Origin of the sequence: Clostridium sp. NSJ-145 (genome assembly GCF_021044725.1) — a bacterium.
GTDB lineage: Bacteria > Bacillota > Clostridia > Clostridiales > Clostridiaceae > Clostridium > Clostridium disporicum_B.
Map to the genome: position 1 here is coordinate 19,296 of NZ_JAJNOS010000023.1, position 23,003 is coordinate 42,298.

General features: G+C 30.3%; 21 protein-coding genes. 14 read left to right on the plus strand and 7 right to left on the minus strand.

The annotated features are described in order from the left end of the window. Nucleotides 1-231 precede the first annotated feature (231 nt). Entirely contained in the window at nucleotides 232-2,382 is a 2,151-nt protein-coding gene (gene speC / locus LQE93_RS15490) for an ornithine decarboxylase (RefSeq protein WP_231074357.1), read from the plus strand. A 257-nt stretch (nucleotides 2,383-2,639) separates the two neighbouring features. On the opposite strand, the gene LQE93_RS15495 is transcribed toward speC, so the two are convergent. From LQE93_RS15495 to sdaAB, 3 genes are all read right to left on the minus strand, one after another. Next, entirely contained in the window at nucleotides 2,640-3,665 is a 1,026-nt protein-coding gene (locus LQE93_RS15495; RefSeq protein ID WP_231074359.1) for a PTS sugar transporter subunit IIC, read from the minus strand. A 91-nt stretch (nucleotides 3,666-3,756) separates the two neighbouring features. Continuing rightward, nucleotides 3,757-4,644, minus strand: a complete 888-nt coding sequence (sdaAA, locus tag LQE93_RS15500; protein WP_172675776.1) for an L-serine ammonia-lyase, iron-sulfur-dependent, subunit alpha — start codon at nucleotides 4,642-4,644, stop codon at nucleotides 3,757-3,759. 13 nt (nucleotides 4,645-4,657) lie between these two features. Next, nucleotides 4,658-5,329 (minus strand): L-serine ammonia-lyase, iron-sulfur-dependent subunit beta, encoded by a 672-nt coding sequence (sdaAB, locus tag LQE93_RS15505; protein ID WP_231074361.1) that lies wholly within the window; start codon nucleotides 5,327-5,329, stop codon nucleotides 4,658-4,660. Between the two features lie 253 nt (nucleotides 5,330-5,582). Between sdaAB and LQE93_RS15510 the strand changes: the two genes are divergently transcribed. Beyond that, entirely contained in the window at nucleotides 5,583-6,413 is an 831-nt protein-coding gene (locus tag LQE93_RS15510) for an SDR family NAD(P)-dependent oxidoreductase (RefSeq protein WP_055267835.1), read from the plus strand. A gap of 108 nt (nucleotides 6,414-6,521) precedes the next feature. Here LQE93_RS15510 and LQE93_RS15515 read toward each other — a convergent pair whose 3' ends face one another. Then, nucleotides 6,522-7,097 carry a TetR/AcrR family transcriptional regulator gene (locus LQE93_RS15515; RefSeq protein ID WP_231074363.1) on the minus strand — a complete coding sequence of 192 codons (576 nt, stop codon included), beginning with the start codon at nucleotides 7,095-7,097 and terminating at the stop codon, nucleotides 6,522-6,524. Nucleotides 7,098-7,333: 236 nt separating this feature from the next. Here LQE93_RS15515 and LQE93_RS15520 point away from each other — a divergent pair, with 236 nt between their 5' ends. Next, nucleotides 7,334-9,415: an efflux RND transporter permease subunit gene (locus LQE93_RS15520; protein ID WP_231074365.1), complete on the plus strand. Its 2,082-nt coding sequence runs from the start codon at nucleotides 7,334-7,336 to the stop codon at nucleotides 9,413-9,415. Beyond that, the gene (locus LQE93_RS15525; protein WP_231074367.1) at nucleotides 9,416-11,377 is read left to right on the plus strand and encodes a hypothetical protein; all 1,962 of its coding nucleotides are present in this window, start codon (nucleotides 9,416-9,418) and stop codon (nucleotides 11,375-11,377) included. A gap of 77 nt (nucleotides 11,378-11,454) precedes the next feature. On the opposite strand, the gene LQE93_RS15530 is transcribed toward LQE93_RS15525, so the two are convergent. Continuing rightward, nucleotides 11,455-11,973 (minus strand): NUDIX domain-containing protein, encoded by a 519-nt coding sequence (locus LQE93_RS15530; RefSeq protein WP_231074369.1) that lies wholly within the window; start codon nucleotides 11,971-11,973, stop codon nucleotides 11,455-11,457. A 320-nt stretch (nucleotides 11,974-12,293) separates the two neighbouring features. Here LQE93_RS15530 and LQE93_RS15535 point away from each other — a divergent pair, with 320 nt between their 5' ends. Continuing rightward, a complete protein-coding gene (locus LQE93_RS15535) occupies nucleotides 12,294-12,449 on the plus strand; it encodes a zinc-ribbon domain-containing protein (RefSeq protein ID WP_055267825.1) in 156 nt (51 codons plus the stop codon). Between the two features lie 47 nt (nucleotides 12,450-12,496). Here LQE93_RS15535 and LQE93_RS15540 read toward each other — a convergent pair whose 3' ends face one another. Continuing rightward, entirely contained in the window at nucleotides 12,497-13,507 is a 1,011-nt protein-coding gene (locus LQE93_RS15540) for an AraC family transcriptional regulator (RefSeq protein ID WP_231074372.1), read from the minus strand. A 339-nt stretch (nucleotides 13,508-13,846) separates the two neighbouring features. Here LQE93_RS15540 and LQE93_RS15545 point away from each other — a divergent pair, with 339 nt between their 5' ends. The 7 genes from LQE93_RS15545 (at nucleotide 13,847) to LQE93_RS15575 (ending at nucleotide 20,670) form a co-directional block, all read left to right on the plus strand. Next, a complete protein-coding gene (locus LQE93_RS15545; RefSeq protein ID WP_186838414.1) occupies nucleotides 13,847-14,797 on the plus strand; it encodes an iron-hydroxamate ABC transporter substrate-binding protein in 951 nt (316 codons plus the stop codon). Then, nucleotides 14,784-15,776, plus strand: coding sequence for a FecCD family ABC transporter permease (locus tag LQE93_RS15550; RefSeq protein ID WP_055267821.1), 993 nt, complete (start codon nucleotides 14,784-14,786; stop codon nucleotides 15,774-15,776). Before LQE93_RS15545 ends, LQE93_RS15550 begins: the two co-directional genes overlap by 14 nt. After that, complete coding sequence (locus LQE93_RS15555; protein ID WP_055267819.1) at nucleotides 15,776-16,783, plus strand: FecCD family ABC transporter permease; 1,008 nt, start codon at nucleotides 15,776-15,778, stop codon at nucleotides 16,781-16,783. The genes LQE93_RS15550 and LQE93_RS15555 overlap by 1 nt, the downstream gene beginning before the upstream one ends. Before the next feature lie 2 nt (nucleotides 16,784-16,785). Further along, nucleotides 16,786-17,586: an ABC transporter ATP-binding protein gene (locus LQE93_RS15560; RefSeq protein WP_055267817.1), complete on the plus strand. Its 801-nt coding sequence runs from the start codon at nucleotides 16,786-16,788 to the stop codon at nucleotides 17,584-17,586. Beyond that, on the plus strand, nucleotides 17,576-18,826 hold the full coding sequence (locus tag LQE93_RS15565) for an MFS transporter (RefSeq protein ID WP_231074373.1): 1,251 nt from the start codon (nucleotides 17,576-17,578) through the stop codon (nucleotides 18,824-18,826). The genes LQE93_RS15560 and LQE93_RS15565 overlap by 11 nt, the downstream gene beginning before the upstream one ends. 174 nt (nucleotides 18,827-19,000) lie before the next feature. After that, on the plus strand, nucleotides 19,001-20,404 hold the full coding sequence (locus tag LQE93_RS15570) for an MATE family efflux transporter (RefSeq protein ID WP_231074375.1): 1,404 nt from the start codon (nucleotides 19,001-19,003) through the stop codon (nucleotides 20,402-20,404). A gap of 50 nt (nucleotides 20,405-20,454) precedes the next feature. Then, entirely contained in the window at nucleotides 20,455-20,670 is a 216-nt protein-coding gene (locus tag LQE93_RS15575) for a hypothetical protein (RefSeq protein WP_231074377.1), read from the plus strand. Nucleotides 20,671-20,728: 58 nt separating this feature from the next. Here the strand turns inward: LQE93_RS15575 and rbr are convergent, their stop codons facing one another. Then, nucleotides 20,729-21,322: a rubrerythrin gene (rbr, locus tag LQE93_RS15580; protein ID WP_231074379.1), complete on the minus strand. Its 594-nt coding sequence runs from the start codon at nucleotides 21,320-21,322 to the stop codon at nucleotides 20,729-20,731. Nucleotides 21,323-21,540: 218 nt separating this feature from the next. Between rbr and LQE93_RS15585 the strand changes: the two genes are divergently transcribed. Together LQE93_RS15585 and LQE93_RS15590 are read left to right on the plus strand one after the other, a co-directional pair. Further along, nucleotides 21,541-21,690, plus strand: coding sequence for a YfgJ family double zinc ribbon protein (locus LQE93_RS15585; protein WP_084759044.1), 150 nt, complete (start codon nucleotides 21,541-21,543; stop codon nucleotides 21,688-21,690). Nucleotides 21,691-21,790: 100 nt separating this feature from the next. After that, the gene (locus LQE93_RS15590) at nucleotides 21,791-22,870 is read left to right on the plus strand and encodes a M42 family metallopeptidase (protein WP_186838421.1); all 1,080 of its coding nucleotides are present in this window, start codon (nucleotides 21,791-21,793) and stop codon (nucleotides 22,868-22,870) included. The last annotated feature ends 133 nt before the right edge of the window (nucleotides 22,871-23,003 follow it).

Below are 23,003 nucleotides of genomic sequence, written 5' to 3' on the forward strand. Positions count from 1 at the left end.
GTATTTGTTATATAGTAAGTAGAATTACAAAAATATTTTTATATATTATGTTAAGAATTAAGCACCATATAGGTGCTTTTTTTGATATTAGGAATATTATTAATATTACAGCATTTACTTTCAAATGCACTACCTATATAATTATGATGTTAATTATTAAAGTATACCTATAATATATTTTTAAAATTAAGCAAATTATAACTATATACTAAAAAGCAAGGGGGAATAAGCATGAAATCCTTAAAGATTGCTTGCACTAATAAAACAGAATATTATTTCTATACAGACAGAGAAATTATATCAGCAATGTCAACTGATTATACAGATGTAGCAGTTGCTGTAGTTAATGAATGTGATATAGAAATTATTAATAGCATATATGACACAAAATTCGGAATAGATATATTTGTTATAGCTGAGACTGATAATATTGATGAATCTATTAAAAATAAAGTTGCTAAAATAGTAAAAGCTGAAGATTTAAATACAGAAGAGTTCAGTAAAGAAGTAAATGAAGCAGCTGATAGATATGAAGAGCAAATGTTACCTCCATTTTTTGATGTCTTAAGTAAATATTCAAAAAGAGGAAATTTAGCATTTGCATGTCCAGGACATCAAGGTGGAAAGTACTTCCTTAAGCATCCAGCTGGAAGAGCTATGTATGAATTTTTTGGAGAAAATATATTTAAATCAGATATATGTAATGCAGACGTTGATTTAGGGGACTTATTAATACATGAAGGTCCTGCAATGTCAGCTCAAGCATATGCAGCAAAGGTATATAATGCAGATAAGACATACTTTGTAATGAATGGAACAAGTACGTCAAATGCTGTAGTTATAAATGCAACAGTTGCCCCTGGAGATTTAGTTTTATTTGATAGAAATAACCATAAATCTATATATAATTCAGCTTTAGTAACAGCTGGAGGAAAACCTGTATATTTAGAAACTTCTCGTAATCCATTTGGATTTATAGGAGGAATAGATGCACATTGCTTTAATGAAGAGTATTTAAGAAATGAGGCAGCTAAGGTTGATGCAGAAAAAGCTAAAAGTAAGAGACCATTTAGATTAGCTGTTATTCAACTTGGAACTTACGATGGAACTATATATAATGCAAGACAGGTAGTTGATAAGATAGGACACCTTTGTGATTATATTCTTTTTGACTCAGCATGGGTTGGATATGAGCAGTTTATACCAATGATGAGAGATTGTTCTCCATTATTATTAAATTTAACACCAGAAGGTCCAGGTATATTTGTTACACAATCTATACACAAGCAACAAGCAGGATTTTCTCAAACTTCTCAAATCCATAAGAAAGATAGTCATCTTAGAGGACAAAAGCGTTATATAGACCATAAGCGTTTCAATAATGCTTATATGTTATATGCTTCAACAAGTCCATTCTATCCATTATTTGCGGCATTAGATGTTAATGCTAGAATGCAAGATGGAGAAGCAGGAAGAAAGCTTTGGGCAGACTGTATAAAGATTGGTGTTGATGCTAGAAAAGACGTTTTAGAAAGATGTACTTTATTAAAACCATTTATTCCACCAGTAGTTAATGGAAAGCCATGGCAAGATTATGATACAGAAGAAATATCAACAAATATTGAATTCTTCAAATTCCATCCAGGAGAAAGATGGCATTCATTTGAAGGATATGGAGAAAACCAATACTTTGTAGACCCTAATAAATTTATGCTTACAACTCCAGGAATAAACGTAGAGACTGGTGAATATGAAGATTTTGGTATACCAGCAACAATACTTGCAAATTATTTAAGAGATAATAGAGTTATACCTGAAAAGTGTGATTTAAACTCAATTCTTTTCTTATTAACTCCAGCAGAAACTCCTGCAAAGATGAAAGGTCTTGTAAATCATCTTGTAAGATTTGAGACATTTATAAAAGAAGATGCTCCATTAAGTGAAGTTCTACCTGTGCTTTACTCTAAATATGAAGAGCGTTATAAAGGTTACACAATAAGAAGACTATGCCAAGAGATGCATGACTTCTATAAAAAGAATGATGCTAAAACTTATCAAAAGCTATTATTTAGAAGAGATTCACTTCCAGAGTATGTAATGGACCCAAGAGAAGCTAATGTTGAGCTTAAGAGAAATAATGCTAAGCTTGTACCATTAACTGATATAGTTGGAGAGATTGCATTAGAGGGAGCACTTCCTTATCCACCAGGAGTATTCTGCGTAGTTCCAGGTGAAAGATGGAATACAGTAGCTCAAAGATATTTCTTAATTTTAGAAGAGGGAATTAATTCTTTCCCAGGCTTTGCTCCAGAAATCCAAGGTGTTTACCTTGAAAAAGAAGATGGTAAAGTTAGAGCTTATGGATATGTTTTAGATAAATAAGAATTAGTATAGGTGAAATTATATTTCACCTATATTTTTTTGCTTTTTTATTAAATAAGGTCATATAAGTGCAAATAGAAAAGAAATAATTTTATATAATATTTAAGATATTGTATTTAATTTAATATAGTATTAGAAGAAAGTAGTTCTTAATATTAAAATTTAATAAAAAATATAATAAAGACTATCTTAAGATAAATAGTATTATTATCTTAGGATAGTCTTATAAATTATGTATAAGTATATTTGACGTTTGATTATGCTGCTTTAGGATTTCTTATTTCATCAGCAGTAAGGATTTTCTTATTTTTAAATATTAAGTATCCGATATATCCACTTATTACACTTACTATGATACATCCAGTTGCTGCTATTAAAACTTTTATAGCTGGGTTGTAAGCAAACATAACTGCAAACCCTGCAATTGGAGTAGCTGTACCTGGAGTATTGTTTACTAATCCCATTAAAGCAACTATTATACCACTTGCTGCTCCCCCTATAAAGTTTGTTACGTAAACTGGAATAGGGTTTGCACTAATTATATCTGCTTGAGTAAGAGGTTCTATAGCAACTGCTATAGTATCTTTCTTAGAACCAAACTTCATTTTGTGGAAGAATACATAGTTCATGAAAGAAGAACCAAATACTGCTAAAGCACCTATAGCCATTGGAACACCAGTTAATCCAAGCATAGCAGTAAGAGCCATTGAGCTAAGTGGAGCTGTAGCAACTACCGTTAATATTCCACCAAGGATAATTCCCATAATTACAGGGCTTGAATTTGCAGATGAAAGTAATACATCACCTATTTTTAATAATGTTCCATTAACTATTGGGTTTACGCCAGTAGCAATTAATCTAGAAAGTGGGGCAGCGATAATTATTATAGCAATAAGATCTAAACCAGCTGGCACTTTCTTTTCTAAGAATTTAACAACATAAGATATTAGGTATCCTGCTATAAATCCTGGTAATATACCAAAGCCTGAAACAGCAAGACCAGTTAATACTGCATAAACTGGAGAAACTCCAAGAGCTAGCGGTACAAGTATACCTGCTGCAACACCACCAAGGCTTCCGTTTGCACTACCTACACCTTGTAAAAATTCAATTTTTAATACTTCACCAAAGAATGCAAAGTGAAAGGCTTCAACTAAGAAACTAGCACAAGCTGCATTTGCAAGAGCTCCCATAGCCTTCATTCCATTTGGTGCCTTGTAGCTAAATAAAGTAAATAGTCCAAGTACTACAAGTAAAAGAACAGTTCCAAATATGATATCCATTTTTTCATCCCCTATTAATCATTTGTTTTTTTAAAATTTATCATAAGTTAAATTTTTGCTGTTAAGTAGTTAAGTAATTATTCGTTTATTATTATTTAGAAGATTTCCCGAATACTTTTTCTTTAAGTGCTAGACCAGTTTCAGTAATAGCAACTCCACCTAAAGCTGTTTCTCTTAATTCAGCAGGCATGCTTGTACCAACTTTGTACATTGCTGAAACTGCATCATCAAAAGGAATCTTTGAATCTACTCCTGCCATTACCATATCTGCTGTACAAAGAGCACTTATCGCACCTGATACATTTCTTTTTGCACAAGGTATTTCAACAAGACCAGCAACAGGGTCACATACAAGACCTAATACGTTTTTGAAAATTATAGCTGCAGCATCTAAACTCATCTTAGGAGTACCACCCATAAGTTCAACTACAGCACCTGCTGCCATTGCAGCTGCAGAACCACATTCAGCTTGACATCCACCTTCTGCACCAGAGAAAGTAGCATTCATTCCTATAATCATACCGATAGCTGAAGATGCAAATAAACCTTGAATAAGTTCTTCATCAGTTTTATTTAATAATTCTCCAGCACTTAAGATTACAGCAGGAAGGATACCACATGAACCAGCAGTTGGACATGCAACTATCTTACCCATAGCACCATTTACTTCTGAAGATGACATAGCCATTGCCATTGCAGTAACGATACCACTTCCCATTAATGATTTACCAGAGTTGCTGTATTGTTGTAGACGATAAGCATCTCCACCGATAAGACCACTAAGAGAATATACTTGTTTCTCTCTACCAACAGTAGCACTTTCTTTCATTGCATCAAGAGTAAGTTTCATTTGTTCAAATAAGTATTCACGAGAAACGCCTTTGCATTCCATTTCTTTACGTATAGCATATTCACTTAAAGATATTTGTTCTTTTTCACATATTTCAATTAATTCTTTACCAGAATTTGCAATCATCATAGTTAAAATCCCCCTAACCTAAAGAGTTTATAACAATAACACGGTTTACTCCGTCTATTGATTTTATTTTTTCAATTACTTCATCAGAAGCAGTGTGGTCTATTTCAACAGTCATTGTAGCATCTTGTCCTTTTTGACTTCTTACAAGAGCCATATTAGCGATATTAATTTCATTTTCATAGAAAATAGTAGAAATCTTAGAAATAGTACCAGGAATGTCATCGTGGCTAGTAATAATAGTAGGATATTCTCCAGTTATTTTTACCTTATTTCCATTTATCTCGTAAATTTCAACTAGTCCACCACCGATAGAAGAGCCTAGCACTTCCCATTGAATATCATCTAAATCAGTGATAAGAAATTTTACTGTATTAGGATGAACTTGTCCTAAATCTGCTGGAAGAAATTTAATTGTTAGACCCTCTGATTCAGCAATTAAAAGTGAGTCTTTAAGCCTAGAATCATCAGGCATCATTCCTAATATTCCCGCAACAAGCGCACGGTCTGTTCCATGTCCTTTGTAAGTTTCTTTAAAAGAGCCATGCAGTAAAAAAGTAACATCTTTGATAGGCTTATTTACAATTGTTCTAGCTATTTTACCAAGTCTTGCTGCACCAGCTGTGTGTGATGATGATGGACCTATCATAATTGGTCCTAAAACGTCAAATATTCCGATATTAGACACAATAAACATCCTTTCCGTATAGTAATAAGTATTTTTTATTTTTTGATTACGGTTACAAGAATACAATATTCGACAAAGTTTGTAAATGGTTTTATTGAAATATAATAAATTACCAGGTATTTTACGATTAAATTAAGAGAATAGTAAAAAAATAATAAAAATAATCAAAAATATTTGATAAAACGCTAAAGGAAAATAATGTAATATATGTTATAATTGCTATGTAAATAATACAAAAAGGGAGATGTTTAAAATGAGAGATTATTTTGAAGGTAGGTTTGAAGGAAAAAATATGCTTGTAACTGGAGGAACATCTGGTATAGGTAAGGCTGTTTGTATTAGAGCGGCAAAAGAAGGTGCATTTGTAATTATAGTAGGACGTAACGAAGAAAGAGCACAAGCTGTACTTTCTGAAATAGTTCAAAATGGTGGTAAAGCAAGATTTATAAAAGCTGATGTTAGTAGAGAAGATGAAGTTACAAGCTTATTTAATATAATAAACAATGAAGTAGGAGAATTACATGTTGCTATCAATAATGCTGGAGTTGTAGGACATGGAGAAAGAATTGATGAGCTATCTACAGAAGAATGGTCAAGAGTTATAAATACAAATTTAAATTCAGCATTTTATTGTTGTAGAGAAGAAGTTAAAAATATGTTGAACCATAAACAAGGTGGTTCTATAGTAAATGTATCATCAGTGGCAGGAACTACAGGTTTTTATAGAGCAAGTGCTTATGTTACATCTAAGCATGCGCTTAATGGATTAACTAAAGCTGTAGCTAATGATTTGGCTAAATTCAACATACGTTGTAATTCAGTTTCTCCAGCAGTTACAGCAACACCATTAAATGATAGAAGTGCTCAAGAGATTAAAGTTAAGCTTGGAACAGCTATGGCTCAAGGAAAATCTTTAGAGGAAGCAAAATCAGAAACTATGATAGGTGGAAAAACTGAAACATTACAAAAACGTTCAGCAACTCCTGAAGAGCAAGCAGCAACTATTCTTTATATAGCAAGTGAAGAAGCAGCTCATATAACTGGCTCTATCATTATGAGTGATGGTGGTTATACAGCTTACTAAAATGAAATTTAGTTAGAAATAAAATCTAGCACAAAAGTTTAACAACTAAAGTGCTAGATTTTTTTAATTATTTGTAACTTTATTTATCAGCAAGATAAGATAAAGATTCTATTTTAAAGTTTGAAATCCATGAAGTATAAAAGATTCTGTTAATAATGCTATTTCATGTGGTGATTCCTTTAGTCCATTATTTAACCAGGCCTCAAATAATCCTAAACATCCTGAAAGAATATAAGTATAAAAATAATCAAAGTTATTCATGTTTTCAGAGTTAAAAAAGGCACTCCATGAAGTAAAACAGTTTTTTCGTATAATATCTTTTATTTTATTAACAAAAGCAATATCTCCAGTACGACCTAATAATACTGTTGTCATGGAAGCATTATCTTTTAAAAACATAAAAATATCTTCTAAAAGTGGAAGAGGACGGCCATCAAGTTTATCTGGAGAATGAGCATCCATAATTTTATTAAATTCCTCAAATAATTCTTCTTCAATTTTTTCTAGCAAATCAAAAATATCTTTGTAATGCAAGTAGAATGTTCCTCTATTTAAATCAACTTTTTCTGTAAGTTCTCTAACTGTAATATCATTTATACTTTTTTCCAACATAAGTTCAATAAGTCCATCTTTTAAGGCATTTTTAGTCTTTCTGATACGCCTATCAGTAGATTTCTGTTCCATAGATATCCTCCTAAGATTTATTTCAATATCATGTATGAAAAATGGTTATTAAAAATAGACACATTTTTAAAATCTGTCTAATAATATTCAGAGTTACAAAAGGAAGTCTAGTTTTTAACATTTTCAAAAATATTGATTATTGATATGGAAATTTTAGTCTATTATAATCTAAATGGACTAATAAATCAACACAGTGTCTAATAATTAGGCTATTTAAAAAGGGGATGGAGCAATAAATGAAGGAAAAGTTTTTTAGAGGAGTTGTAAAGCATAAAAGATTAATTTTAATAGTCTTTTTTATAGTAATGATATTTTCAGCTTTATGTAAGCCATTGGTTTCTGTTAATTATGACATGAACGATTACCTTCCAGATGATACATCATCAACAGTATCTCTAAATGTAATGGAGAATGAGTTCAAGGGTGGAATACCTAATGGAAGGATAATGGTATCTAATGTTACTATACCTGAAGCTATTGATATTAAAGATAAACTTGAAGCTATTGATGGTGTTGATGAAGTTATGTGGTTAGATGATGTAGCTAATATAAAAGAGCCATTAGATACTATAGATAAAGATATAATTAGCGATTATTACATTGATGGGAATGCCTTATTTACTGTAACTGTAGATGAAAGTAAAAGAATAGAGGCTGTAAATGAGATAAGGGATTTGATTGGTGATGATAATGCATTTTCAGGAACAGTAGTGGATACAGTCGTTGCAACAGAATCTACTACAAAGGAAATTGGTAGAATAGTGATGATAGCAGTACCGTTTACCTTATTAGTTCTATTAGTTACTACAACATCATGGTTTGAACCTATCATATTACTATTATCAATAGGTGTAGCGATTATGATAAATTCTGGTACAAACTTGATTTTTGGAGAAATATCTTTTGTAACTAATGCAGCAGGAAATATATTGCAGTTAGCGGTATCACTAGATTATTCTGTATTTTTATTACATCGATATAAAGAGATACGAAAAGAAGAATTAGATAATAAAGAGGCTATGGTACAAGCGTTATGCAAATCTACAGGTTCAATTTTATCTAGTGGATTAACTACTGTAATTGGATTCTTAGCTCTTACAGTAATGCAATTTAAATTAGGTCCAGACCTTGGATTTGCATTAGCTAAGGGAATAGCTTTAAGCTTAATAACAGTGTTTATTTTTACTCCAGGATTAATTTTATATTGCAGTAAGCTAATTGATAAAGGGGAGCATAGAAACTTTATGCCTAGTTTCAATGGATTTGCTAAGGTAGTAAGAAAGATTATGATACCATTTTCTATTTTATTTGCAATTGTAATTGTACCTTCTTATTTAGCATCTATAAATAATGACTATTATTATGGAGCTTCTAAGATATTTGGAGAAGATACTAAATTAGGACGAGATACAAAGTTGATAGAAGATACTTTTGGCAAGTCAAATAACTTTGTATTAATGGTACCTAGAGGTGATTTTGAGACTGAGGAAAAATTATCAGAAAGACTTAAGGAAGTTAAAGAGGTAAGCTCTATAATATCTTATGTAGATAAAGCTGGTGCAGAAGTTCCTATGGAATATTTAGATGAAGATACTTTATCTAAATTAATAAGTGATAATTATAGTAGGATGGTCATTACAGTTAAAAGTGATTATGAAGGAGAAGAAGCTTTTAAGTTAGTAGAGGAAATTAGAAATATTGCAAAAGAATATTATGGAGATAAATATTATTTAGCAGGTAGTACTGTAAGCACTTATGATCTAATGGATACAGTAACAGCAGATATGGTTAGTGTTAATTTACTAGCAATAGGAGCAGTTTTTCTAGTATTAGCAATTACAATGAAGTCCATATCTGTTCCAATAATTTTAGTTTTAGCTATTGAAACAGCGATTTGGTTTAATCTTTCAATACCTTACTATATGAATACACCATTATTTTATATTGCTTACTTAATTATAAGCTCAGTTCAATTGGGAGCTACAGTAGATTATGCAATATTAATGACTGAAAGATATCTAGATTTTAGAAAAGAATTTAATAAAAAAGAGTCTGTAGTAAAGACAGTATCAGTATCAATGGTTTCAATACTTACTTCAGGTACAGTATTGACAGCTGTAGGACTTTTACTTGGATATATGACAACCCATCAATTACTAGCACAGCTTGGAAGACTTCTTGGAAAAGGAACAATATGTTCATTAGTAATTGTAATATATGTTATACCAGGCTTGTTATATATTTTTGATGGTGTAGTTGTTAAAAAGAATAAGATTAAAAAAGCTGAAGGATTAGATATAAAGGAAGGGTTGATATAAATGGATAATAATAAAGTAGTAAAAAGAACTGCAGCTGGTGTTGTGACATCTCTATTTGTAATTTCAAATATATTACCAACTGTTGTACAAGCAGCTTCAATAGCTAGTAATAAAGAAGAAGTAGTATATGTAAATTTAAATTCTGATGGTGATTTACTTGGAACTTACGTTGTTAATATATTTAATGATAGTGATATAACTGATTATGGAAATTATATAGAAGTAAGAAATATGAATACAAATGATGAAATTAATTATGATTCAGGAGTAATAAAAATAAAAAGTTCTAAAGATAAGCTATATTATGAAGGTATTATGGAAAATGCAGAAATACCGTGGAATATAGATATCACTTATAAGATGGATGGAAAAGAGTATTCACCAGAAGAAATTGCAGGAATGAGTGGAAAGCTTACGATAGAAATTAACATTACAGAAAATACTAAGGCAAAAGAAGGATTTTTTGAAAGTTATGCATTACAATCTACAGTTAAGTTAGATACAAATATATGCAAAAATATTGTAAGTGAAGGTGCTACGGTAGCTAATGCTGGTGATTTAAAACAGCTTACTTACACAGTGATGCCAGGCAACGAAAAAGATATTAAAATATCAGCAGATGTAACTGATTTTGAAATGGATGGGATTGATATAAATGGGATTAAATTAAATCTTGGTATTAGTAAGGAGAATGTTGATACTAGCAACCTTTCAGATAAGATAACAGAATTACAAGATGCAGTAAGCGAATTAGATAATGGCGCTAAGGACCTAAATGACGGAGCAGAAACCCTTAATAGTGGAGCAGGGAAATTAAATGATGGAATAAATACAATTAATGAAGCTTTAAATACTTTAAATGGAAAATCATCATCTTTAACAAATGGTTCTTCTGAAGTAAAAACTGCCTTAGAAACTATAGATTCAGCTTTAAGTGGAGTTACTATTTCTTCTGGTGAGATTACAAAATTAAGCGATGCTTCTGCACAAATAAAAAATGGAATAGCTATGCTTGTAGGAGGACTTCAGTCTATAGATGGATCAATAGATACATACTATGGAGTATTATCACAAAATGGATTAACAGATATAAATGATTTTATAAATAGCCATAATAATGCTATTGCTGCTTTAGGAATAACAGATACACAAAGAAATCTTTATAGTGCTTATGTAAATGGAGGAATAGAGGGAGTACAAGCTAGCCTTGGACAACTAGTAGCTTCAGGTGATACAGAAGCAGTAGCTTTATTTAATCAATATGCTTCAGGAGATACTAATGCAGTAGTTAATTATGTTACAACAGCAGGAAAACTTATATCAGTTGAAGCACTTTTAAGTGCAGATGTTGCTTATATACAAGGAAGCCAAGCTTTAATAGGTGGAATAGATTCAGCTTTAGACAGTGAAAGCGGAGAGCTTATGACAGGAGTAACTGCATTACAACAAAACTATGAAGTATTTGATGCAAGTATACAAAACCTTGTATCATCATTAGGAAACCTATTAGTAAATATGAATGATTTAAAGAATGGAATAAATCTGCTTACTGAAAATTATAGCACATTAGATTCAGGAATTAATGAATACACAAATGCTGTAAATAGTATAACTATGGGATACAATCAAATATGCAATGGAGCACTTGATTTAGTAAATGGAACATCAGAACTTTATAATGGAACAAAGACTATGGCAGAAGGAACAGGAGAATTTTCTAAAGAAACAAGTGGATTACAAGATGAAGTGGATGAACAAATTGATTCTATGCTAGAAAAGTTCACAGGATCAGATTCAGAAGTTGTATCATTTGTATCAGAAAAAAATACTAATGTTGAGTCAGTGCAATTTGTAATAAAGACAACAGGAGTAGAAAAGGCTACTGTTACAGAAGAGAAAATTCAAGTAGAAGAAAATCTTAATATGTTACAAAAATTCTTAAGATTATTTAAATTATACTAATTAAAAATTAAAGGGAATTTATAAATTATAAGTGCTAATAGATAAGTATAACAAAATATCTATTGGCACTTTATTTATTATAAGTATGCAAGTATACTTATAGTTTTTGTATCTATTATTTCACCGGATTTTACCATTGCCTTTACTTCATCTAAAGAAAAAGTTTTAATTGATGTAAACTCATCTTCATCACAGCATTTTGTACCTAATGATAAGTTTTCAGCTTTATATAAGTGAATAATTTCATCGCAGAAACCAGGGGCTGTAGCTATAGAACCAAGATATGTAATAGAGCTAGCTTTATAGCCTGTTTCTTCTTCTAATTCTCTGTGGGCGCAATTTAAAGGATCTTCGTTTTTATCAAGTTTTCCAGCAGGAATTTCTAGTATAGTTTTTTCTAATGGTTTTCTAAATTGTTCAACTAATAAAACAGTTTCTTTATCTAAAAACGGAATTATAGCACATGCACCTGGATGTTTAATAATATCCCTATTAGATGTTTTTCCGTTGGGCAATTCAACTTCAACATTATTTATTTCTAGATAATTTCCTGTATATATGTGAGTTTCTTTGATAGTCTTTTCATGAAATTTCATAATAGCCTCCAAAAATTTTTGTTAAAAATATTATATCAAAACTAAGATTTTAATATTACAAAATAATATAATTCACTATGAAAATAAAGAAAAAAATTATTTTCAATTAGCCGATAAAAGAGGATATCAGTATGTTTGAGATGTATTGGAAATAAATAAAATAAATTTTAAAATTATATTTGTTGTAATAAATAAGAAAGTGTGTTACTATTAATGAGTAGCGTAAATGCTAACAATAAGAGTTAATTCAGGTAAATAGTTTCTCGTAAATTAGAGATTATTATATCGATTTAAATTCTTTAAATTTAGGAGGAACAAATATGACAGATAAGACTTTAACATGCAGAGATTGCGGAGCTGAATTCGTATTTACAGTAGGAGAACAAGAATTCTACAAAGAAAAAGGATTCACTAACGAGCCAACAAGATGCATACCTTGCAGAAGAGCAAAGAAAGAACAAAACAACAGAAGATAGTTTTGAATTTATAAGGTTGTAGTTTTAACTACAACCTTTTTTGTATATTATTTTTTACCTTTTCTAAAATCTAGAGGTGTTTTTCCATGAGTCTTTTTAAACATTTTTATAAAATTACCGCTATAATTATATCCAATCATTTTTGAAATTTCATCAATACTTAATTCTGTTGTAGATAATAAATTTTCTGCCATTGTCATTCTTATGGAATTAGTATATTGGCTAATAGACATATGGTATTTAGCTGAAAATCCAGCCTTTAGTTTCTGCTCATTTAGAAATACTCTCTTGCTTAAGCTTTTGATAGTCGGAGGATTACAAGCTTCCTTTGTCAAAATATCATAAGCCTCTTTTATTGCATTAGCGTCTGAAGCTGTTAATGTGATATATCTATCTTTTCCTATTTTAATTTCTCCGTAATTTAATTGATTAGTAAAGGCATTATTAGGAGATGAATTAATTTCATCATTAATCAATGAAATAGATTCTAAAATTTTACTTTCTAAATATATAGGGGTTAAACGCTCAACTTCAGCTAAACTCCTTAAATGCTGTATAATTGAGGCTATTTCAAGAGGGAGATAGTTGTAGGTATAGTTGGTTATGAAATAATCAAAATCTATGATATTTTTAAAATTTGGCTTTATTACTTCATCAAAATATTTTTTATGAATTGTTATTTCTGCCCCATGAAAATGTTGTCCTTTACTCCAAACTTGATTTCCTTTAAGTGTTTTTTCAACTACGAAAAAGGATGATGGGCTAAAAGAAGAAACTGGATTATTTTCTATTTTAAATTTAGTTTCTCCAGTATAAACTGTGCCAAAACGCATTAATTCTTCTTCATGGTCAAAGGAGAGAGAAAAATCTGATGGAATTGTATAATCACCAACTCCAAAATCATAATAATCTTCTCGGCTATATTTAATAAAATATCCTAGTTCTGGTCTAGATTCATTCTTATATATAATGCAATTTTCTTTAGGATATGGGCTAAATGTTATTTTGTCTAAAACTCTGCTTTGAAATTCCTTAGTTGTTTTACAAATCGAAATCATAGATTATCAATCCTTTGTATAAATTGTATAAGTTATATAATTTTTAACTTTTTAAATATTATAAACATAATGGTATTTAACAGGCAAATAAAATTATTTAGTATTTCTTGAAGATGCCATTATTTATGTATATTTGGGAATAATAGTAGTAATTAATCAGATTTACGATAAAAAATACATATTTACTTTATAAATTAGTATGATACAAAAATAATTATAATAGATGATAAAATTATCAAATTGGGTGCAACAGTTGAAATTGAGAATGAATATCATATACAATCATCTCAGACGAAAGAGAAATAAAAAGTTAGACTTAAATATATACGGAGGTAAATTATGAAAAAGAATTTATTAAAGACGTTAGTAGTTTCTTGTGTTACAGCTTTAATGTTCATGGGATGTGGAGCTAAAACAGAAGATGGAGCTAATAACGTATCAGAAAATACTGTAACAGTTACAGATGTAAGAGGAGAAGTAGAAATACCAGCAGATCCTCAAAGAATAGTAGACTTAAGCGGAAACAGTGATATTTTATCAATTTTAGGATATAAGGTTATAGGAACTGCAAATAGTGATGCTTATGATTATACTAAATTCCCAGCATACTTAGAAGAAACATTAAAAGGTGCAGAGATTTTAGGTTACAGCATGCAAGATACTATGGACGTAGAAGCAGTTATGAACTTAAACCCAGACTTAATAGTTATATCAACAGTTCAAGAGAAGATGTATGACCAATTAAGTGAGATTGCTCCAACAGTTATGATTCAATTAGAAGCTTTAAACTGGAAAGATGATGTTAAAGCTTTAGCAGAAGTATTCAATAAAGAAGATGTTGCAAATGAGTGGATAGCAAATTACGAAACTAAAGCTAAGGAAGCTGGAGATAAGATTAAAGCAGAATACGGTGAAGATACAACTTATCTTTCATTCTTAGCAAGTGGTGGACAATTCTTTATCTTTGATGGTGCAGGTTTTGGTGATGTATTATACAACGATATGGGACTTGCAAAACCAGAAGGAATGCCAGAACAAACTGATATAAGCTTACCAGTTGTAACTTATGAAGGATTAGCATCAATCAAAGCTGATTATATATTCTTAATAGCAACTGCTGAAGATTTAGCTCAGCTTGAATCAAATGCAATATGGAACAGCTTACCTGCAGTTAAAGAAGGTCATGTAGTAGTATTAGATTCATCACCATACTTTAACCAAGGATATAGCTCAATCGGAAGAGAATTATTAGTAGATGAAATAGGTGAAATGTTAAATGGAACAAAGTAAGAAGCGTACAATAATCTTTGTGATTTGTAGTTTGTTACTTTTAGTAGGAGGACTGGTTCTGGCTGTAAGGCTAGGATCCGTCCATATTACTTTTACGGACATTTTTGACAGTATCTTTAATTATAGTGAAACTTTAGAAAAAATGCTTGTTAGAGATGTACGTATTCCAAGAGCTCTTTCTGTATTATTAACAGGAGGGATATTAGGAGTAACAGGTGCTATGATTCAAGGAGTTACAAGAAACCCAATAGCTGAACCATCAATATTAGGGGTTAGCCAAGGAGCAACTTTAGTAATAGCTATTTTTTATGCAGCAGGTATTGCAATAACTACAACTAATGTAATGATAGCTTCTTTTATAGGAGCACTTATAACTGGAATTATAGTCTTAGGATTTATATCAAAAAAAGCCAATAATAATTCTATTGCAAAAATACTTTTAGCAGGAACAGCTATGAGTACCTTTTTTATTTCATTAACTACAGTTATAGGACTTTTATCAAACCAATCTCAAATGATAGGTTTCTGGGTGTCTGGAGGATTCAGAAATGCTAGTTGGGCAGATTTTAGATTAGTATTTTTTGTAGGAATTATAGGTCTTATTATAGCTTGTGTTTTATCACCAAAGATAAATATTTTAAATCTTGGTGACGATGTAGCTATTGGTCTTGGTCAAAATCCAGAGAAAATAAGGTTTATGACTCTTATGGTTATGATACCAATGTGTGCGGCAGCAGTAGCAGTAGGTAAAAATATAGCCTTTGTTGGACTTATAGTTCCACAGATAGTTAGAAAATTATTAGGTGAAGATTATAGAAGAAATATTCCATGTTCATTTTTACTTGGAGCAGTTCTTTTAACTTATGCAGATATTGCAGCTAGAATGTTATTTAATCCGTATGAAACTCCAATTGGAGTATTTACAGCATTAATTGGAATACCATTTTTCATAGCAATAGCTAGAAAGGAGAGGGGATAATGAAAAAAAGAAAATACAAAATAACTTTATTAATTTTATTAGCGTTATTAGTTATCTCCTTTGCAGTTACATTATGCTGGGGTACATATAAGGTTTCACCATTAGAGGTTATAAATACTCTTCTTGGAAATGGAACTAAGCTTCAAAATACAGCTATATTAAGTATAAGACTGCCTAGAATGTTAGTAGGAATATCAGTAGCAGTTGCATTATCAACAGCAGGAGCGATACTTCAAACTATAACTAAGAATGATTTAGCGGATACAGGGATAATAGGTATAAATGCAGGAGCATCAGTAGCAGCAATATTATTTATCACTTATCAAACTGCTAATTATTATAGTGAGCTTGGAGGACTTTCAATATTTGTATTACCTATTATGGCAGTAATAGGGGCAGGTATTGCAGCCTTTATGATATATATGTTATCAAGCAGAAAAGGAATAAGACCAAAAAGACTTTTATTAATAGGTATTGGATTAAATGCAGGACTTAATGCTTTTATAACTTTCTTTACTTTTAGAGGTGGAGTTGGAGATTATAATAAGGTATTAGTATGGACATCAGGAAGTCTTTGGGGTTCAGGATGGAGCTATGCAAAGGTAATAATCCCAATAGTACTTTTAATGTTTGTAGTAGTTTTACTAAACCATAAAAAATTAGATGTTTTAAATCTTTCAGATGAGATTGGGATATCTTTAGGATTAAACTTAGAAAAAGAAAGAAAGAAGTTTTTAAGCTTTGCAGTTATTTTAGCAGGAGTAGCAACAGCCTTTGCAGGAAATATTGGATTTTTAGGACTTATATCTCCTCATATTGCAAAGAAGTTAGTTGGGCCTTATCATAAGAATTTCGTTGTAATTTCAGCGGTGATAAGCGTTATAATAATTCTTCTTGCTGATGCGGTTTCAAGAAATTTATTTTCTCCAATTGAAATTCCAGTGGGAATAACAGTATCAATATTTGGAGTACCATATTTTATTTATTTAATGATGAAGGAGAAATAATTATGGAAGCTATTAGTGTAAAGAATTTAACAGTATCTTATGAAAATAATACTATAATTCAAGATATGGATTTATCTATACCAAAGGGAAAGATAAGTATAATAATTGGAGCAAATGGATGCGGAAAATCAACACTCCTAAAAACTATATCAAGAATTAATAAGCCTAAAGCAGGTGATATTTTCATAAATAATAAAAATATAAAAAAGGTTAAGGAAAAGGATATAGCAAAAGAAGTTGCATTTCTTCCTCAAGGACCAGTTTGTCCAAGCGGTCTTACAGTAAGAGAACTTGTAGCCTTTGGAAGATTCCCTCATCAAAAAATGATAGGTGGACTTAATAGCCATGATAAAGAAGTTATTGACTGGGCAATAAAAGAAACTGGACTTAGTGAATTTGCAGATAGAGAAGTTGAAAATTTATCAGGTGGACAGAGACAAAGAGCTTGGATAGCTATGACCCTTGCTCAAGAAACAGAGATTATAATGCTTGATGAACCTACAACTTATTTAGATATGTCTTATCAGCTTGAGGTTTTAGAAGTGCTTCAAAAGCTTAATAAAGAAAAAAAGATTACAGTAGTCATAGTTCTTCATGAGCTTAACAATGCTTGTAGATTTGCAGATAACATAATAGGTCTTAAAAAAGGAAAGACTGTTTGCCAAGGAAGACCTTTAGAAGTTATTAATAAAGAAAACTTGAAAAAGATTTACGGTATAGATGCAAAACTTACAGAAAGTGAAAATAAAGAATACCCAATATGCATAGATTATGAACTTTTTAGGGGGATAAATGAAAAATAAAAACTTTATAATTATAGTACTAGGGCAGATTATATCTCTCTTTGGTAATGCTATTCAAAGATTTAGTATGTCCTTATACTTGTTAGAATTTACAGGAAGTACAGCTGCTTTTTCTAGGATATTAGCTATATCAACTATACCCTATATCTTATGTGCACCTATTGCTGGAAGACTTTCAGACAATGTAAATAGGAAAAAGATAATGGTATACTTAGATTTTTTCTGCTCAGTATTGATTGGAGGATATGCCTTTATATTACTTAGAGGAAGAGATAGCGAACTTATAGTTGGAACAGTTATGTTTATACTATCAATCTGCTATACATTATATGGACCAGCAGTAACTTCTTCAATTCCTCAAATTGTAGAAGAGGAAAAGCTAACTTCAGCAAATGGGATAATAAATCAAGTAAGTTCAATAGTAAATTTTGTAGGCCCTATATTGGCAGGGTTACTTTATGGATTTGTTGGGATAAAGCTTATAGTAATAATAAATGCAGTAAGTTTCTTAGCATCAGCAGTAATGGAATTATTCTTAGATATACCAGATGTAGTTAAAGTTGAAGAAGTAGCTTGCGATAAAGATGATAAAGTAATATCTATGGGTTTTGTAAAAAAATCATTTGTGGATATGAAAAATAGCTTTATTTACTTAAAGAAAGAAAAGAAAATCATATTAGGAATTATAGCTTCTTATGCATTTTGTAATATTTTCTTAGTGCCAATATTATCAATAGTTGCACCATATTTTATAAATATATTATTAGGACTTTCATCACAGGTTTATGGAATAGTAGAAGGACTGTGTGTGTTAGGTATGATACTAGGAGGATTCCTTATAAGTGTTAAGCCAAAAATGTTCTCAATGAAAAAAGTTCATTATACATATTTCCCTATGATAATAGGTGTTATATTAATGGCAACATTAGGAGTAATGAAAATAAATAATTATGCTTTAGCTGGACTTTTTGCATTTGGGGGTATGGCAATAATGCTATCTTTAGCATTATCAAATGTACTTACTTTAACATTTATACAAAAAGAAGTAAGAAGCGATATGCTTGGACGTGTATCAGCCTTTTCAACAGCAGTAGCAACTATAAGTGTTGCGCCAGGGCAATTACTATTTGGACAAGTAATAGATATGGGAATACATATAAGTATAATCTTAGGTATAACAGCTATATTAAACATTGCACTTATGCTGTTTATTAAATGGAATGTAAGAGAGTTAGCATAAATTTCTTAAAAAAACTTTCTTGACATATATTTAAATTTTATGATAATGTTTATAAAGTCGACAGCAGAAATGCGTAGAATTCGGACAGGATTCTACGCATATTTTTTTTTGCCAAAATAAGTTTCAGGTAGCTTTTCTAAAAAAGACTCCAGTTATGTAATTTAGGAGGTTCAAATGAAAAAATCAGAAGAGAGTAAGTTTTTAGGTGAAGAGAAAATTTCAAAATTATTATTAAAATTTTCTGTTCCATGTATTTTATCATTACTTATCAGTTCATTATATAATATCGTAGATCAAATATTTATTGGTAATAGTGAGATGGGGTATTTAGGAAATGCAGCAACAACTATAGTATTCCCAATTACTATTATAGCAGTTGCTTTTGCATGGTGTTTTGGAGATGGTGCAGCAGCTTATTTAAGTATATGTCAGGGAAAGAAGGATACAAAGGATGTTCATAAAAGCATAGGTAATAGTATTACCGCTACATTTGTTATAAGTTTAATTTTTGTAGCCATAGGTTTTATGTTTAAGGATGAAATATTATTTGCTTTTGGTGCATCTAGTGCAAGCATAGGATTAGCTAGAGAATATTTTGTTATAATACTTGCAGCAATTCCTATATATATGCTTATGAATATGATGAATGCAATTATTCGTGCAGATGGAAGCTCTGCATACTCAATGGCGTCTATGCTTGTTGGAGCTATTATAAATATCATTTTAGATCCAATCTTTATTTTTGTGTTTAAATGGGGAATTAAAGGGGCAGCATACGCAACTATTATAGGACAAATAATTTCATTTATAATTTCAGCAAGCTATTTCTTTAAGACAAAAACATTCAAATTAAAGTTAGAAAGCTTTAAAATGAATTTCGGTATATTTAGTAATGTTATCAAATTAGGGGCATCTACTTTTATTACACAAATGTCTATAGTTATAATATCATTAGTATGTAACATCATGCTTGTTAAGTATGGGTCAGTGTCTAAGTATGGTCAAGATATTCCTATTGCAGTTATCGGTATTGCAATGAAAGTATTTACTATAGTTATTAATATTGTTGTTGGTATAGTTCTTGGAGGACAACCTATTCTTGGATACAACTATGGCGCAAAAAAATATAATAGAGTAAAAGAAGCTTATAAGATAATATTCATTTCTACATTAATCGTAGGAATTATAGCTACACTTATTTTTGAACTTTGTCCACAAGTTATAATTGGAATGTTTGGCGCTGAGTCAGAGTTGTATAATGAGTTTGCTAAGATGACTTTCCGTATTTTCCTTTCTTTAGTTACTTTTACTTGTACAATAAAAATGACATCAATTTTCTTCCAAGCAGTTGGCCAACCAGCTAAAGCAGCAATTATTTCATTAACTAGAGATATTGTTTGCTTTGTACCACTTGTAATATTGCTTCCAATTAAAATGGAGATTACAGGGATACTTTGGGCAGCACCTATTGCAGATGGAATAGGAATGATTATTTCTATGACATTTGTTACATTATTCTTAAAGTCGCTAGATAAGAATATTGATAAAAAACAATTAGACTATAAAGAAGTAGTTTAAATAAAGATTATTTATTGAAGCATACTAACTTTATAAGGAGTATGATATATATGAAAGTAAAGATAGTATGTACTAGAGATAATGAAACAAAAATTGTAGACCTACCTATGAATGAGGAAGAATTATTAAAAATTCAAGGTAGTGTACTTGATAGAGATACAGTTGGTTATATAACAGGTGCAGAAATTAAATACTATGATGAAAATATAAATGAAATAGATAATGTATTTCTATTAAATAGACAACTTAAAAATATTTTAAAATAAAAGATGCTATAGGGTAACTAAGATTATGAATGTTACTCTATAGCATTTTAAATTTTATTTACTTTTCAAATGGGCTTTCATTAAATCTTATATAATAATCTTGAGTGTATTCGCATACAGGACATTTAGCAGGTGCACTTTCACCTTCATAAATATATCCGCAATTTGTACACATCCATTGAAGCTTATTAGTTGCTTTAAATAAGGAACCATTTTCAAGCATAGTAGCATAATTATTAAATCTTTCTGAATGAACTTTTTCAACTGATGCAATATTATTAAATAAAGTATATATATCCATGAAACCTTCCTCTTTTGCTGTTCCTGCAAAAGATTTATAGATTTCATCATGTTCAGCAGATTCATGTTTTGCTGCTGATTTTAATAATGTTAAAGTACTGCTTTCAACTTCAGCTGGATATGTAGCTGTTATTTCTATTTCTTGACCAGAAAGCTCTTTAAGCTTTTTCATAAACTGCCAAGCATGAGCTTTTTCTTGATTTGCAGTATAGATAAATAAGTCATGTAAAATTTGATAACCTTCTTTTTTAGCAGCATCTGCAGCAAAAGTATATCTGTTTCTTGCTTGACTCTCACCAGCAAAAGCTCTCATTAAATTTTCTTTAGTCCTACTATTTTTAAAATCTACCATTTAGACGACCTTCCTTTCAATAGTATGAAATCCACTTTAGTATTAAAATTAATTCGTAATAAATATATTTTATACAGAATATATAGATTTATACTAAATTTTACTAAATGAGATGACATTAAAAATGTTGAAATTTAATAAAAATATGGTAATGTAAAATTAAGGGGATTTATATTAAATTATAGCTAATTTTAATATAAGTGAGAGAGGTGATTAATATGACATATTATTGTCCAGATTGTGGTAAGGTTATAGAATGTATAAGAGGCTGTGGTTCAACTGGATACTTTTGCAATGAGTGTAAAAAGTTAATATCTAGTAAGGCTGTATTAACAGAACCAAAAACTGAAGTTAAAGAAGAAAAATAATTAATATCTATTAATCTAAATTAAATAGTAAATATTTAATTTAAGAAAATAATAAGGATTAATTTTAAAGGGTGCAAAAGCAACTTTGGGGGGATAAATAATGATTAATTTAAATGTATTAAAAGAATTATCTGATGCATTTGGACCATCAGGCTTTGAAGATGATGTTGTAGAGGTTATAAAAAAGCATTGTAAAGATATGATAGTAGAAAATGATGCTATGAATAATGTTTTTGCTAAGTTAAAAAATAATAGTGGCAAAAAGATAACAGTAATGTTAGATGCCCATACTGATGAAGTTGGATTTATGGTACAAGCTATAAATGATAATGGGTTATTAAGTATAGTAAAGCTTGGGGGATGGCATAACACTACTATTCCTGCACATACTGTTTATATAAAAAATAGAGATGGTGAATTAATAAGGGGTATTACAACTTCTAAGCCATCACATTTTATGACTGCAGCTGAAAAATCTAGCAATGCATTAGAAATTGAGGATATATTTATTGATGTTGGGGCAAGTAGTAAGGAAGAAGTTATAGATATATTTAAAATTAAGGTTGGAGACCCAGTAGCACCAAATGTAGAATTTGATTTTAATGAAAAAACTGGTGTATGTTTTGGAAAGGCTTTTGATAATAGGGTAGGGTGTTTCTGTATTATTCAAACATTAAAGGCTTTAGCAGATATTATAGATTTAGAAGTAGATGTAGTAGGTGCTTTTGCAGCACAAGAAGAGGTTGGTATTCGTGGGGCTCAAATAACAACTAAGGTAGTTAATCCTGATTTAGCAATTGTTTTTGAAGGCTCACCAGCAGATGATTTATATTATTCAAAAAATATATCTCAAGGAGCATTAAAAAAAGGTACTCAAATTAGAAATTTAGATCAAGGATATATAGCAAATCCTTTATTTATAAGATATGCAGAAGATATTGCAGATAAAAATTCTATAAAATATCAAAATGCAGTTAGACGTGGTGGCTCAACAGATGCAGCTAAGATAAGTTTAGGAAATAAGGCAGTTCCTTGTTTAGTTTTAGGAATTCCATCAAGATATGTTCATAGTCATTATAATTACTGCGCAAAGGAAGATATTGAAGCATCTGTATCTTTAGCTGTAGAAGTTATTAAGAATTTAAATGAAGAGTCAATTAACAAGATTATGAGAAAGTAACTAATATAAAAGGGGCTGTCTCTGAAATGATTTTTAAAATCATTTCAGTAGACGGTCTTTTTATTTTTTATTCATATATTTATATGAAATTATTTCTAAATGAACAAGTTTTTTGACACGACAAATAGGAGGT

Bases quoted from the DNA above. Each gene is read 5' to 3' on its own strand.
- speC (WP_231074357.1), top strand. From the start codon at position 232: ATGAAATCCTTAAAGATTGCTTGCACTAATAAAACAGAATATTATTTC.
- LQE93_RS15495 (WP_231074359.1), bottom strand. From the start codon at position 3,665: ATGGATATCATATTTGGAACTGTTCTTTTACTTGTAGTACTTGGACTA.
- sdaAA (WP_172675776.1), bottom strand. From the start codon at position 4,644: ATGATGATTGCAAATTCTGGTAAAGAATTAATTGAAATATGTGAAAAA.
- LQE93_RS15510 (WP_055267835.1), top strand. From the start codon at position 5,583: ATGAGAGATTATTTTGAAGGTAGGTTTGAAGGAAAAAATATGCTTGTA.
- LQE93_RS15515 (WP_231074363.1), bottom strand. From the start codon at position 7,097: ATGGAACAGAAATCTACTGATAGGCGTATCAGAAAGACTAAAAATGCC.
- LQE93_RS15520 (WP_231074365.1), top strand. From the start codon at position 7,334: ATGAAGGAAAAGTTTTTTAGAGGAGTTGTAAAGCATAAAAGATTAATT.
- LQE93_RS15525 (WP_231074367.1), top strand. From the start codon at position 9,416: ATGGATAATAATAAAGTAGTAAAAAGAACTGCAGCTGGTGTTGTGACA.
- LQE93_RS15530 (WP_231074369.1), bottom strand. From the start codon at position 11,973: ATGAAATTTCATGAAAAGACTATCAAAGAAACTCACATATATACAGGA.
- LQE93_RS15535 (WP_055267825.1), top strand. From the start codon at position 12,294: ATGACAGATAAGACTTTAACATGCAGAGATTGCGGAGCTGAATTCGTA.
- LQE93_RS15540 (WP_231074372.1), bottom strand. From the start codon at position 13,507: ATGATTTCGATTTGTAAAACAACTAAGGAATTTCAAAGCAGAGTTTTA.
- LQE93_RS15545 (WP_186838414.1), top strand. From the start codon at position 13,847: ATGAAAAAGAATTTATTAAAGACGTTAGTAGTTTCTTGTGTTACAGCT.
- LQE93_RS15550 (WP_055267821.1), top strand. From the start codon at position 14,784: ATGGAACAAAGTAAGAAGCGTACAATAATCTTTGTGATTTGTAGTTTG.
- LQE93_RS15555 (WP_055267819.1), top strand. From the start codon at position 15,776: ATGAAAAAAAGAAAATACAAAATAACTTTATTAATTTTATTAGCGTTA.
- LQE93_RS15560 (WP_055267817.1), top strand. From the start codon at position 16,786: ATGGAAGCTATTAGTGTAAAGAATTTAACAGTATCTTATGAAAATAAT.
- LQE93_RS15565 (WP_231074373.1), top strand. From the start codon at position 17,576: ATGAAAAATAAAAACTTTATAATTATAGTACTAGGGCAGATTATATCT.
- LQE93_RS15570 (WP_231074375.1), top strand. From the start codon at position 19,001: ATGAAAAAATCAGAAGAGAGTAAGTTTTTAGGTGAAGAGAAAATTTCA.
- LQE93_RS15575 (WP_231074377.1), top strand. From the start codon at position 20,455: ATGAAAGTAAAGATAGTATGTACTAGAGATAATGAAACAAAAATTGTA.
- rbr (WP_231074379.1), bottom strand. From the start codon at position 21,322: ATGGTAGATTTTAAAAATAGTAGGACTAAAGAAAATTTAATGAGAGCT.
- LQE93_RS15585 (WP_084759044.1), top strand. From the start codon at position 21,541: ATGACATATTATTGTCCAGATTGTGGTAAGGTTATAGAATGTATAAGA.
- LQE93_RS15590 (WP_186838421.1), top strand. From the start codon at position 21,791: ATGATTAATTTAAATGTATTAAAAGAATTATCTGATGCATTTGGACCA.